The organism is Bacillus mycoides (assembly GCF_001757995.1).
Lineage (GTDB): Bacteria > Bacillota > Bacilli > Bacillales > Bacillaceae_G > Bacillus_A > Bacillus_A mycoides_B.
Window position 1 is genome coordinate 13,007 of sequence record NZ_LXLV01000019.1, and the last position, 12,543, is coordinate 25,549.

The 12,543-nt window shown below is 34.2% G+C and carries 13 protein-coding genes; all 13 read left to right on the forward strand.

The annotated features are described in order from the left end of the window. The first annotated feature begins 377 nt into the window (after nt 1-377). A complete protein-coding gene (locus BWGOE10_RS04965) occupies nt 378-1,355 on the forward strand; it encodes a ring-cleaving dioxygenase (protein WP_070141155.1) in 978 nt (325 codons plus the stop codon). A gap of 313 nt (nt 1,356-1,668) precedes the next feature. Beyond that, the gene (locus BWGOE10_RS04970; protein ID WP_070141156.1) at nt 1,669-2,211 is read left to right on the forward strand and encodes an RNA polymerase sigma factor; all 543 of its coding nucleotides are present in this window, start codon (nt 1,669-1,671) and stop codon (nt 2,209-2,211) included. Further along, nucleotides 2,208-3,386, forward strand: coding sequence for a DUF4179 domain-containing protein (locus BWGOE10_RS04975; protein ID WP_070141157.1), 1,179 nt, complete (start codon nt 2,208-2,210; stop codon nt 3,384-3,386). Before BWGOE10_RS04970 ends, BWGOE10_RS04975 begins: the two co-directional genes overlap by 4 nt. 409 nt (nt 3,387-3,795) lie before the next feature. Then, nucleotides 3,796-4,671, forward strand: a complete 876-nt coding sequence (locus BWGOE10_RS04980; protein WP_070141158.1) for an alpha/beta fold hydrolase — start codon at nt 3,796-3,798, stop codon at nt 4,669-4,671. Between the two features lie 82 nt (nt 4,672-4,753). Next, entirely contained in the window at nt 4,754-4,954 is a 201-nt protein-coding gene (locus tag BWGOE10_RS04985) for a sporulation YhaL family protein (RefSeq protein WP_000449229.1), read from the forward strand. Between the two features lie 216 nt (nt 4,955-5,170). Continuing rightward, entirely contained in the window at nt 5,171-6,019 is an 849-nt protein-coding gene (locus tag BWGOE10_RS04990) for a DUF2935 domain-containing protein (protein ID WP_001078040.1), read from the forward strand. 347 nt (nt 6,020-6,366) lie between these two features. Continuing rightward, a complete protein-coding gene (locus BWGOE10_RS04995) occupies nt 6,367-7,011 on the forward strand; it encodes a DUF7018 domain-containing (lipo)protein (protein WP_070141427.1) in 645 nt (214 codons plus the stop codon). Between the two features lie 28 nt (nt 7,012-7,039). Further along, complete coding sequence (locus BWGOE10_RS05000) at nt 7,040-8,113, forward strand: DUF3994 domain-containing protein (RefSeq protein WP_070141159.1); 1,074 nt, start codon at nt 7,040-7,042, stop codon at nt 8,111-8,113. Between the two features lie 511 nt (nt 8,114-8,624). Further along, nucleotides 8,625-9,338, forward strand: a complete 714-nt coding sequence (locus tag BWGOE10_RS05005) for a hypothetical protein (protein WP_070141160.1) — start codon at nt 8,625-8,627, stop codon at nt 9,336-9,338. Nucleotide 9,339: 1 nt separating this feature from the next. After that, nucleotides 9,340-9,570 (forward strand): hypothetical protein, encoded by a 231-nt coding sequence (locus tag BWGOE10_RS05010; protein ID WP_070141161.1) that lies wholly within the window; start codon nt 9,340-9,342, stop codon nt 9,568-9,570. Between the two features lie 365 nt (nt 9,571-9,935). Beyond that, on the forward strand, nt 9,936-11,132 hold the full coding sequence (locus BWGOE10_RS05015) for an oxalate decarboxylase family bicupin (protein ID WP_070141162.1): 1,197 nt from the start codon (nt 9,936-9,938) through the stop codon (nt 11,130-11,132). A gap of 274 nt (nt 11,133-11,406) precedes the next feature. Next, nucleotides 11,407-11,856, forward strand: a complete 450-nt coding sequence (locus BWGOE10_RS05020) for a helix-turn-helix domain-containing protein (RefSeq protein ID WP_070141163.1) — start codon at nt 11,407-11,409, stop codon at nt 11,854-11,856. A gap of 97 nt (nt 11,857-11,953) precedes the next feature. Next, nucleotides 11,954-12,514 (forward strand): glycerol uptake operon antiterminator GlpP, encoded by a 561-nt coding sequence (gene glpP / locus BWGOE10_RS05025; protein WP_070141164.1) that lies wholly within the window; start codon nt 11,954-11,956, stop codon nt 12,512-12,514. Nucleotides 12,515-12,543: the final 29 nt, after the last annotated feature.

A 12,543-nucleotide genomic window follows, 5' to 3' on the forward strand; every position in this document is an offset into this window, starting at 1 on the left:
GCCTATGATCAGTTTTTTGATTGTAGGCTATTTATTTTGGCGAGTGAAATAATTTTATTATCAGTAGACATGGAAATAATTACGCCGAAAAACATATAAAATTTAACTAAACTAGTACTGAGATATAAAAATATCTCGAATTCAAGATAATTTACTTGCTTTTTAATCACTTGAGTTGTAAAGTGATAGTAACGAAAGGAAATGAGTCATATGAGAAAGGTCACAGCGTTCTCTAAATTGCTTTCGTACGAATTATTTTTTCAGTTATCACTTGACTAGTAAAATGAAATGATTACTTTTATAAATACATGCTTCGTTGACCAGCGAGCAGAAATAAAACTATTAAATACAAATTAAAACCATTGGAGGAATATAAAATGAATCAATTAAAAGGAATACACCACGTTACAGCGATTACAAGTAGTGCAGAAAAGAACTATGAATTTTTCACTCATGTTTTAGGAATGCGTTTAGTTAAAAAAACAGTAAACCAAGATGATATTCAAACGTATCATTTATTCTTTGCAGATGATAAAGGTAGTGCAGGAACAGATATGACATTCTTTGACTTCCCGGGCGTTCCAAAAGGAGTACACGGTACAAATGAAATTTCAAAGACTTCATTCCGAGTTCCAACTGATGCAGCACTAGAGTATTGGGTGAAACGTTTTGATCGTCTTGAAGTGGAACATACAGGAATTAAAGAGCAGTTTGGTAAGAAAACTCTTTCTTTCGTTGATTTCGATGATCAACACTATCAATTAATTTCAGATGAACTTGATAAAGGGGTGGAATCAGGTACACCTTGGCAAAACGGGCCAGTTCCATTAGAATACGCAATTACTGGTTTAGGGCCTGTATTTATCCGTATCGCGAACTTTAGTTTCTTCAAAGAAGTGTTAGAAAAAGTTCTATTATTTAAAGAGATTGCTCAAGAAGGAGAATTCTATTTATTTGAAGTGAACGAAGGTGGAAACGGTGCATCTGTCATTGTAGAACATAATACGGTTCTTCCTGAAGCACAACAAGGTTTTGGTACAGTGCACCATGCGGCATTCCGCGTAGAAGATCGTGCTGTATTAGAAGAATGGATTGAGAGAATAGGTAGCGTTGGACTTCCGTCATCTGGTTATGTAAATCGTCACTTCTTCGAGTCATTATACGCAAGAGTTGCACCGCAAATTTTATTCGAGTTTGCAACAGATGGCCCTGGTTTTATGGGAGATGAGCCATATGAAACACTTGGAGAAAAATTATCTTTACCTCCATTCCTAGAGCCAAAACGTGAAGAAATCGAAAAATTAGTTCGTCCGATTGATACAGTGAGAAGTACGAAGGAACTTATTAAAGAGTGAAAATAGAGATAGTAAGTAGAAGAGCAAGTAGTTCTAGTGAATCGCTGGAACTGCTTGTTTTTTTATTTTTGTTTTATAAGTATTTCTCTTTTTGAGTTTATACCGAAAGAATAGCATTTTTTTACTTTTAAATAGTCTATTAAGAGATACAGCCGAGATATAATAAGGATCATCATTGTACTTAAAGTCTTAGTTCGGGTATTCACTGAGCCAAGGTTATTTTTATTTGGAATTTCTTGCAACCATTTTAAGGCATATACAGTCTAATAGTTATATAAAACATAAATGGTAAATTTCTAAGGGGGAATTTAAAATGGAGCTGCTCATAAAGCGGGCTCAAAAAGGTGATGAGGAAGCCTTTATTGAGGCAATTGATATATTAATGCCACAAATGTATAAGGTGGCAAAAGCACGCTTGAAAAATGAAGAAGATATAGGAGATGCAATACAGGAAACAATTTTGTCTGCTTTTACAAATTTAAAAAGGGTAAAAGAACCAGAGTATTTTAAAACATGGATTACGAAAATATTAATGAATAAATGTAATGATATAGTACGAAAAAATAAGGTTTTATATGTGGATGATTATGGGAAAGTACAGGGGGACCAAATCGTAAAAGACAATATTGAACAAGAGCTTGAATTTGACAATATGCTTAGTTATTTAGGTGTGGAGTATCGTTTAGTAATCGTACTCCATTATGTAAATAAATTTAAAACAAAAGAAATTGCAGAGATTTTAAATGAAAAAGAAGGAACGATCAAATCAAGACTACATAGGGCAAGGCAACAGTTAAAAGAATATTATTTAAAAGAAGACTGGGAGAATGTAAACAATGGGGGGAATTTAAAATGAATGAACAATTCGAGCATAAATTAGAAGAAGCATTAAATGATGCTGTAACAATTCCTACTAGTGTTTTGAAGAAAAAAGAACTTGCTTTTGAAGAAATTAGAAAAAGTAAGAAACAAAAACAAACATCCTCTCATAAAAAAATAGTTGCAGCAATGATAGCAGGGTTAACGATTGTTGGAGCAAGTGTCGGAGTTGGCGTGTATGGTGATTCAGCATTAGCTGTGGTAAAGGAATTCTTTTTTGCGAAAGATCAGGGAGTTCAAAAAGCGGCAGATGATGGGTATATACAAAAAGTAGATGAGAATAATGTGATGAAAGATAATGGGGTTACAATCCAAATTAAAAATGTACTGTATGATAAATCTAAAATAGCAGTTTCCTTACAATTGAAATTTGAAGATAAAAGTTTAATAAGTAAAGTGACAGATTTAAGAATGAAGTACGATTTAACAGATGATAAAGGACGATATATAGAGAAGGCGGAATACACAGAAGGGTTAACAAATGAAAATAGTAAGATGTTGGGAGGTAGCGAATGGAGTATTCAGGCAGGTGAAGAAGAGGGAGAAATAACTTATAATTTAATATTCCATCCTATGAATTCAATTGATAACATTGATAGTCTAAACTTTAATATTAGTTCTATATCTTTGTTTGCGCCATTAGAAAATAAAGATGTTTCTTACAGGACAGAAGCAGAATCTCAATCAAATACTGTAAAAGAAGATATAGAAGTTTGGCATCAGAATGGTATGCAACTTAATAAGGAAATTCAAGGGAAGTGGCAAGGGGGAATAAAATTAGACTCGAAGTTTAAAGGAAATCAAGAGATTCATTTTGTTCCTAAACAACAACCTGAGTCTGTAAAAATAGTGTCTGCAGAAGTACTACCAACAGGGACGAATATCACATTTGAACGTGATTCTTCTGGAGATGATGAAGAAATAAAACGTCAGATAAAAACAATTGATAGTGTAATTCTTATGGATGAAAAAGGGAAAACATATAAGTCAACGTTAAAGGGGTACTCAAGTGCTGGGGATAATGGGAAAACAATTAAAGTGAAAACGTTTGATGTTACTACTTTTGATAATGTGAATCATTTTAAAGTGTTATTAAAAGATGTTGATGGAAAAGATGTTGTAATCGATTTGGCTCGTGAAGAAGAAAAATAAAGTATACGATAAAAAACGCAAACTTCTAATCAAAAGAAGCTTGCGTTTTTTATTAACTAAAAGAAGTAAGGGACACTAAGTATAGTGATAACAAGCCTTCTTTCGGATATCCAATTGTCCGACCAAGTCAAAGGAAGCTAGCACCAAATAGCGCTGAGCAAACAATCTTTGATGGTTCATCTCACACTGATTATTAGCTCACACTAATCGGACTGCCCGTTAACGCAGATAAAATAATTGACTTACTTTTTATATGTAACTATAATAGTTACAAAGAAACTGTTAGTAAGGGCAGTGAGTAATATTTTTTAATATAATTGTAACCAATGCAGTTACAATTAAAATTATCATAAAACAACCAAAAAATGTAAAAACTTTAAATAGCAACATGAGAAAGGAGACGGGAATTTTGAAACGGTTTAAGTTTTATATGATTAGCGGTATTGTACTTGTTTTGTTAATAGTATGTAACTTTGTTGATAAGCCGATTGCGAAGGTTGGAGAAGTGAAAGATACTGTTATGATGAAGATAAATACGAAAGAGAGTATGGCACAGATTGATGGGCAGACGATTTATTTTAAGCAAATTGGCGTGGGGAAACCGCCTTTACTTATGCTTCACGGGTTTGGTGGTTCTTCTGATGGATTTAGTGATATTTATCCGGAACTAGCGAGAGATCATACGATTATTGCGGTTGATATTTTAGGATTTGGACGTTCTTCTAAGCCGATTGATTTTCAGTATTCGTTTCCTGCGCAAGTGAATTTATATTATAAGCTAATGAAGAAGCTCGGATACGATCAGTTTGCGGTACTTGGTCATTCGATGGGGGGAGAGATGTCCCTTAATTTAGCTTACCTATATCCGGACGCGGTTACCCATCTCATTTTAGCGGATGCTACAGGGATTGAGTCTTTCCAGCAAAAAGAAAGTTATGAAATGCCGCCACTATCGAAGGACTTACAAACTGTAACTGAAATTAAGGATTATAATAAAAATGAAGTGAAAAATAGTCGTGATGATAAAGAGCATTATGATCAGCTTACGAAAATGAGAGAGCGCCGCATTGCGATGGAAGCCGATAAAATTAAGGTGCCGACTTTAATTATTTGGGGTAGGCACGATAAGAGCGTTTCCTGGAAAAATGGTGAGCTGTATCATCAGTTATTTACAAATAGTACGTTTCATATTATTGAAAAAGGATACCACGCGCCGTTCCGCCAGGAGCCAGTAGAGTTTATGGAATATGTACAAGCGTTTTTTGCGAAGAATCCGCAAGGGTAAAGTGAAATTTAAAGAATAAATCCACTTCTTTCCTCATAGAGTGAAACTAATAAGGCTTGTCTAAGGAAAGGAATGAAGTGATTTGGAAACTTTACCATGGTGGGTTTATCTTGTAATTGTTGGGATTGTACTAAGTGGCTACATGGTTTTATATACTTCAAAAAAAGAGCAAGAGATGGATAATGAGTTTATCGAAAAAGAAGGAGAAGTATATATGAAACGTTTAGAGGAAGAGCGTGAGAAACGTAATCAGGATAGTGATAAAGATTCGGTATTACTTTAATAGAAATTTTGAAAGGCTATCATCTGGTGGAATTTTACATCTAGATGATAGCCTTTTTTCTTTTGAGGGGAGCAGAACATGTCCATCAGGCTAAGCTTATATAAGTTTAATTTTACATATATACGAGATTCATCATGAACTTTTATTGATGGTATTTTTATATATATTTACTCATAAGAATGGAACTAGCTTAGTATTTACTGGGGGGGATTAAGAATGAATAGGGATGAAACTTCATTACATCCTGATACGGGTGTTACGTCTGTAATGTTTGTTGAACGTTCATTAAATGAAATTCGTTTTTGGTCTAGAATCATGAAGGAGCATTCTTTTTTTCTTCGATTGGGGTTTAGATGCGAGGATACCCAACTAATCGAAGAGGCTAATCAATTTTATCGATTGTTTGAACATATCGAACAAATAGCGTACTCCTATACAAATGAAACAGATCCTGGGCAAATAAAAAGATTTAATTCAGAAGTACAACAAGCCGCAACTAATATTTGGGGATTTAAACGAAAAATTCTAGGATTAATTCTCACATGTAAATTGCCAGGACAAAATAATTTTCCACTGTTAGTTGACCACACAAGTAGGGAAGCTGATTATTTTAGAAGACGTTTAATTGAATTAAATGAAGGTAAATTAGATGCTCTTCCTGATGCTATTATTAAAGAAAATGTTTTCTTTTTAAGGATTATGGCAGACCATGCTAAATTTATCGGTCATCTTCTTGATCCATCAGAAAGAAAGCTTGTAGATACAGCCCGGAATTTTAGCAATGATTTTGATGAATTGATGTATCAAGCAATTGACTTAGAATCTATGAAACCACAATCCCAAACAGTCCCTCTTTTAGATCAATTTTTAGATCAAAATCGTGTGTCGGTTACATCTCTTCGGGATTTTAAGAAAACGGCACGTGATTTAATTGAGCAATGTAAAATAAAGAGTATCATTCATCCATTATTAGCAGACCATGTTTTTCGTGAAGCTGATAGATTTCTTGAAATAATTGATATGTTTGATGCTCATCTTACAAATATTAAATCACAATCTAGATAGTAGAAGATAAGGAAAGATACTATTTTGCTTTAAGCTGAGAAGTTAACAATTTATTGTTAGCTTCTTTTCTTTGTGATGAAAAGGTTTAAAAATGAAACTTTTAGAGAATGAAGAGATAAAAAACCAAAATAAAAATTTTCTTTTCATCTAGTAAATTTACCTTTAAAGACTATAAATACCTTTGACCATATATGTAATTCTTTGTAAAATGATATATATAGAAAAATTATGAATATACAGGAAATCTATGGATAGTAGTTTCTGATAAATTTTTCAGGGGGAATTTATTAGTTAAGTATATTAACTTGTTTGCACTAAATTTCACAAATAAAGGGGTATTAGGAATCATGAAAGCAAAGAAATTAGTAAGTTTAGCGTTACCAGTTATGTTATTGAGTGGTTGTATTACAATTGAAACCGATGGTAAGAAAGCTGAACCAAAGAAAGAAGAAGCGCAAAAGGTAGAGAAAGAGAGTAAGTCAACTGATAGCAAGAAAGAGGATAGCTTACCTGTGGCGAAAGGTGAAGGTACAAACAGTAGTTCATCAAGTAGTCAACCAAGTTCTTCTTCAAACAACTCAACTTCTTCCAGTTCTTCAACTGGTAAGGTAACTGGTTCAGATGTTGAAAGGTACAAGTCAGATATCATAAACAGTGCTACTCAAATTGAAGATACAATGAAATTAATTGAAGGAATAGCAGGTTCAGACGTAAAGTCATACAAACAAAAGAAAAGTGAAGTACAACTGAGTTTAGGTGGAGCAAAGGCAACTGCAACGAAATTGAAGAATCTACAAGCACCTCCTGAGTTACAGGGAGAACAGGCGAAGATAAAGCAGTCAATGGAACTGTATGCGGATTGTTTCCAACTTCTCTTTGATGCATTGGACCAAGAAGACGAGAGTAAAATGCATCGAGTAGTAAGTAAAGCACAAGAAGGTTCAAAACTGTTTGAAGAAGCAGCGAAGAGTATCGCTAATAAAACCAACTAAGAATAAATGACTAAAAGGGGTATGAGGTATGAAAGTGAAGAAACTAATAGCTGCTGCAGTTCCAGTTGCCTTATTATTAAGTGGTTGTGTTACAGTAAAAGATTCGGCAAGTAAAGAAGAAAAGACAGAAGAAACAAGTAAATCTAAGGCTTCTGAAACGAAAGAAAAATTAACTAATTCGAAAGAAGAAAGTAAAGATGTTCAAAAGGTTCGAGTTTTAGATGAAGATTATGCACAATATTTATTAGACATTGAACAGGATATGTTAAGACGATTTGATTACTATGATGCTTCTGTAAGGGATTTGAGAAATGGAAGTAAATCAAAAGCTGAGGTATTAGATAGTATTAAAGACATCTATAAAGTATTTGATAAGATAGAGAAGATTTCCGCACCGCCAAAACATAAAGAAGACCAAAAAGAGATTGAAAGAGCGACAGGTAAACTAAGAGAGACATTCGGTGAAATAGAGAAGTTATTCAACGATAAAGGCTTCAGCTTAGAGACTGATAAGGAAATTTTAAATAAAGCAAATACAAAACTAGAGGAAGCAAAACGTATTTGGAAACCTATATTCGATAAGTTAAGATCCGAAATAAAAGGTGATACAGCCACAGAAAAATCTACTAGTACAACAAGTAGTTCTACATCGACAAACCCAACTACTGATAGTCAGGCTCAAACAGATAAAAGCCAAGCTCAAACGGGGGTATTTGTAGGTACAGTTGGTACAAGTGAAGAGTTAGGAATTAGTTATGGAAACATGGAGAAGAACATCAAAGATGGTACTGAGATTATTGGTAACTGGGGTATTGATTACGGTAGTGGCATCAAAACTACGTTAGTACTAAAAGGTGATAAAACATTTGAGTCCTATGCGAATGGTTCTTATCCGAATAAAGATAACTACTTAACAGGAACATATGTGGTAGATGTTCCATCATTCCAGTTATCTTTAAAAGTAACAAAAGCAGTTAAAGACGGTCAAGAAGTAAAGTTAACAAATGATAGCATGATGTATAAATTACAAAACTATGATGGAAACACATTACAAATTTATCATATGGACGATAATGTTCGTATTCGGTATGCAAAACAATAAATAATTGGCAAAAAACTCTGTAATAAATTTTACAGAGTTTTTTAGTTAGTTTTAATTTAATTTCTTCATTATCTTCCCAGGCGCTATCCATACTAGTATAAGTTGAGAAATGAACAAAACGATTTGATTGCAATGTATGAATAAATAGAAAAGACACCCTAAGTTCATTGTTTATAGTGAATTTAAATCAATTACGAAGTAGTGATATTGAAGAATTATGGGATCGTTTTAAAAGCATTTGATTTAGTAGAGGAAAGACCAAATGGATGCTGTTAGCTATCACAAAAAGCCAATGTGCATATGCGAATGGAAACAGAAGAAGGCCATAGTATAGAAAAAAATCTATATTATGGCCTGTTTTTATATGTACCTTGGTTTTCTTATGCATATGTATTTTTTTAGATAATCAAATAGATTAACATAAAAATGAAAATGTAATTGATTTTTACTAGAGAGTAATTTATATATAAATTACGAAATATATAGTTTTAACATCATTAGGGGGTGTATTATGAAAAAAAGTAAATTTATTAATTTAACAACGGCCGCTACACTAAGTTTAAGCCTACTATTCACAGGAGCTGTATCCGCCGCTACTGAAGAAAATTTCAGTCCAAAACAAATTAGTTTAGATGAAGTTACATCTGAAAAAATTGATATGTATCAACTAAATCAAATTCAAGATACATTTACAAAAAACACTGAAAATCAGGTAACTTTTTATTGGAAAAATACGCAAGGTATAGAGGAATCGATTGATTTATCTGTTCGAACAGATGCTAGAGGTAATATAACTTCCGTAAGCGAAGTCACTACACATGACAACCTAGTTGATTCTCTAGTTAAAAAGAAAAAACCAGGAAAACCAGGGAAGGGTTCTAGTCCAAAGGTACCATATAAATTAAATGGTGGAACAAATAAATCTAGCTTTATTAATGAACACGCTTATAATAGACATAAATATAATCCTAAAGAAAAATCTACTTCTAGTAAAACTCAGTATGGTCGAGATGTTGACGTGAAGAAGTTAAGGGAGGAAACAATGCATAATTATGAAAATAAGTGGAGTCAAACGGATAACAAGGGTAACAGAACAACAACTTATGCTAAACAATTCGATGGTAATGTAAGCACTTCTGATTCATCAACAAGTCATCATAGGGTTATAATCAATCATTCTGACTCATCAAGAAGTACACAATTCCCATTGTACTTAAAGAACTAATATGAATACAAAAAATTTTCAAACCTATGTGGCGTTATCAACAAAAGACTGGAGTGCTGAAACATTTGTAAGAACCCTAGAAGAGATTGTAGCTTCGGCAAAAGAATATGAAAATGATTATGTTGAAATCCATCAAGTATTAGAAATGGTAGTAACAGAAGTTGAAGTTGAGTATGTAATCATTCTAAATCATACGAGAAACTTAGATGATTTGGGAAAATACCTTAAATAATAATTTCTAAATGCTGTTTATAAAAAAGGAATGCCGTTTTATTTGAATAGAATGGGCATTCTTTTTTTATCCCTGCTAATAATATAAAGGGTTTTGATACGGAATTTTAAAAAGAGAGTGCTAATATTGCTACTCTAAAAAAGGGTGTAATCAGGATAGTGGATGACATTTTGTTATCCACTTTTTTACTTTCCGAAATATATCAACGATTCGACATGAGATATCGATTTATCAACACAAAACGATAATGATAGGAAGATCTTTCTCTCGATGTAACTTCATAGTAACAGTAACCATCCAAAGCCCAATTCATACACTATGATGGAGGCTTTTACTTAATAATCCGATGAAAAAGGAGTGTAATGATGAAAAAATGTACTGTTAATGAAACGGGAGGGAATGTGCCGCAACCGATCCGTAGCGATGGTGCAGGTGCGATTGATTCTGGACCGCGTAATATTATGCGGGATATTCAAAATCCGAATATGCTCGTTCCGCCTATAACAGATGCTGGCTTAGTTCCTAACTTGAAATTTTCATTCTCAGACACTTCTATGATTTTGAAACAAGGTGGGTGGTCTCGGGAGATTACTGTTAGAGAACTTCCGATTTCGACTACAATTGCAGGGGTAAATATGAGCTTAACGGCCGGAGGAGTACGTGAACTTCATTGGCATAAAGAAGCAGAATGGGCGTATATGCTTTTAGGACGGGCACGAATAACTGCTGTTGATCAAAACGGACGGAATTTTATTGCTGATGTTGGTCCGGGTGATCTTTGGTATTTCCCGCCTGGTATTCCGCATTCTATTCAAGGATTGGAACATTGTGAATTCCTGCTCGTTTTCGATGATGGACATTTTTCTGATCTATCTACTTTAGCTATTTCAGACTGGTTTGCACATACGCCAAAAGAAGTCTTATCAGCTAATTTCGGAGTACCGGAGAGTGCTTTTAACTCCATTCCTTCAGATCAAGTTTATATTTATCAAGGGAATATACCGGGTTCGCTTGAGAGTCAGACAGTTCAGTCACCAAAAGGAGAAGTTCCGTTAACGTTTAAACATGAACTGTTAAAACAAAAGCCGATTAAGACCCCTGGTGGTAGTGTCCGAATTGTAGATTCTACGAATTTTCCTATTTCAAAAACAATCGCAGCAGCACTCGCTGAAGTTGAGCCTGGTGGAATGAGAGAACTTCATTGGCACCCAAACAATGATGAGTGGCAGTATTATCTTACTGGACAAGGAAGAATGACTGTATTTCTTGGGGATGGTTCAGCTCGCACATTTGATTATAGAGCTGGTGATGTCGGATATGTACCGTTTGCGACTGGGCACTATATTCAAAATACAGGTACCGAAACATTGTGGTTTTTAGAGATGTTCAGAAGTAATCGTTTTGAAGATGTATCGTTAAATCAATGGATGGCATTGACTCCTAAAGAAATAGTGGAGAGTAATATAGACGTTGGTCCACAATTAATGGATTCTTTACGCAAGGAGAAATCACCTGTTGTGAAATATCCGGGATTTTCATATAGTCCGAAAAATGATGGGTGAAAATGAATAAATACGTTATTCTTTCTAGAGAATGTTAAGAAGGAATAGCGTGTTTTTTTACGTCTCGTCCTGTCTTTGCGAGTATTTGTTATTTGTATTATTGTTCGGGAAATTATTATAGAAGAAAAGTATATGAAATCTGCATGGCATAAAGTACGAAATGGCGTCATTTTAAGGTGTAACGCACAAGTTGCACAGGCTATGCAACGATAACTAGCTTTACTCTTCATCATTTATTTGACCATACTAGACATAGAGAGGTGATAAACACAGTATGGTTTTTAGTGAACGTTTAAAAGAAGAAAGGGAAAAAAGAAATTGGTCGCAAAATGATTTGGCTGAAAAAATTCATGTAAGTAGGCAGTCTGTTTCGAAATGGGAGACGGGAAAGAACTATCCGAGCATTGAAATTATTATTCATTTAAGTGATCTGTTTGGTATTACGATTGATGAGTTGTTGAGGAGTGATGAAAAATTGACGCAGAAAGTAATTGAAGATAGTAAGCAATTAGCATATCCAAAATGGAAGGTGTTTTTTGATAGTCTATTCATGCTGGGGGTATTTTTGTTTATTACAAAAATCGTTGTATGGGCGTTAAATAAGTTTGCAGGAGCAAGCATTACAATTGTAGCAGATGCACCATATGTAATGAATTTTTTACCCCTCATATTAATGGTTATAGGCGGTACGGTTTCTGATAAGTTGAAGAAGATATATAGGTAAAAGAAAGATTTGAAAGAAATTCCTGACACTAGCTGTTCTTTCCACTCAAATTGTGTACTATAAAGGATAGGATGATAGAAAGAAGGGGACGTTTAGAATGGAATTTCATGAACAAAAGATTTTGCCGGCAGTGAGACAAATTAAAGATTTGGAAAAGCTATTACATAGTTCGTATGAGTATATTGTCATTTTAGATATTCATGTCGGTCAATTGAAGAGTGTTGTGTCGCTCGCGAAGCTGCATGGGAAAAAGGTGTTTTTACATGTTGATTTAATCCATGGATTACAAAGTGATGGGCATGCGACGGAATTTTTATGCCAAGAATATAAACCGTACGGGTTATTATCGACAAAGGCGAGTGTAATTATGAAGGCGAAGCAAAAAGGTGTCGTCTCCATTCAACGCATCTTTTTAATTGATTCTAGCGCGATGGAAAAGAGCTGTAATTTGCTAGAAAAAACGAAGCCGGATTATATAGAGGTGCTTCCCGGTGCGTTAACGGGTGTCATTGCTGAGGTGAAAGAGCGTACAGGTGTACCGATTTTAGCAGGTGGTTTTATTCGAACTGTAGAAGACGTTGAAAGAGCGTTAAATGCTGGTGCGACAGCAATTACGACATCGAAAAAAGAACTATGGAAACATTACCAAAAAAAGTGACGAAAATGTGAAAAAATTCTGTTGACACC

Bases quoted from the DNA above. Each gene is read 5' to 3' on its own strand.
- BWGOE10_RS04965 (WP_070141155.1), top strand. From the start codon at position 378: ATGAATCAATTAAAAGGAATACACCACGTTACAGCGATTACAAGTAGT.
- BWGOE10_RS04970 (WP_070141156.1), top strand. From the start codon at position 1,669: ATGGAGCTGCTCATAAAGCGGGCTCAAAAAGGTGATGAGGAAGCCTTT.
- BWGOE10_RS04975 (WP_070141157.1), top strand. From the start codon at position 2,208: ATGAATGAACAATTCGAGCATAAATTAGAAGAAGCATTAAATGATGCT.
- BWGOE10_RS04990 (WP_001078040.1), top strand. From the start codon at position 5,171: ATGAATAGGGATGAAACTTCATTACATCCTGATACGGGTGTTACGTCT.
- BWGOE10_RS04995 (WP_070141427.1), top strand. From the start codon at position 6,367: ATGAAAGCAAAGAAATTAGTAAGTTTAGCGTTACCAGTTATGTTATTG.
- BWGOE10_RS05000 (WP_070141159.1), top strand. From the start codon at position 7,040: ATGAAAGTGAAGAAACTAATAGCTGCTGCAGTTCCAGTTGCCTTATTA.
- BWGOE10_RS05005 (WP_070141160.1), top strand. From the start codon at position 8,625: ATGAAAAAAAGTAAATTTATTAATTTAACAACGGCCGCTACACTAAGT.
- BWGOE10_RS05010 (WP_070141161.1), top strand. From the start codon at position 9,340: ATGAATACAAAAAATTTTCAAACCTATGTGGCGTTATCAACAAAAGAC.
- BWGOE10_RS05015 (WP_070141162.1), top strand. From the start codon at position 9,936: ATGAAAAAATGTACTGTTAATGAAACGGGAGGGAATGTGCCGCAACCG.
- BWGOE10_RS05020 (WP_070141163.1), top strand. From the start codon at position 11,407: ATGGTTTTTAGTGAACGTTTAAAAGAAGAAAGGGAAAAAAGAAATTGG.
- glpP (WP_070141164.1), top strand. From the start codon at position 11,954: ATGGAATTTCATGAACAAAAGATTTTGCCGGCAGTGAGACAAATTAAA.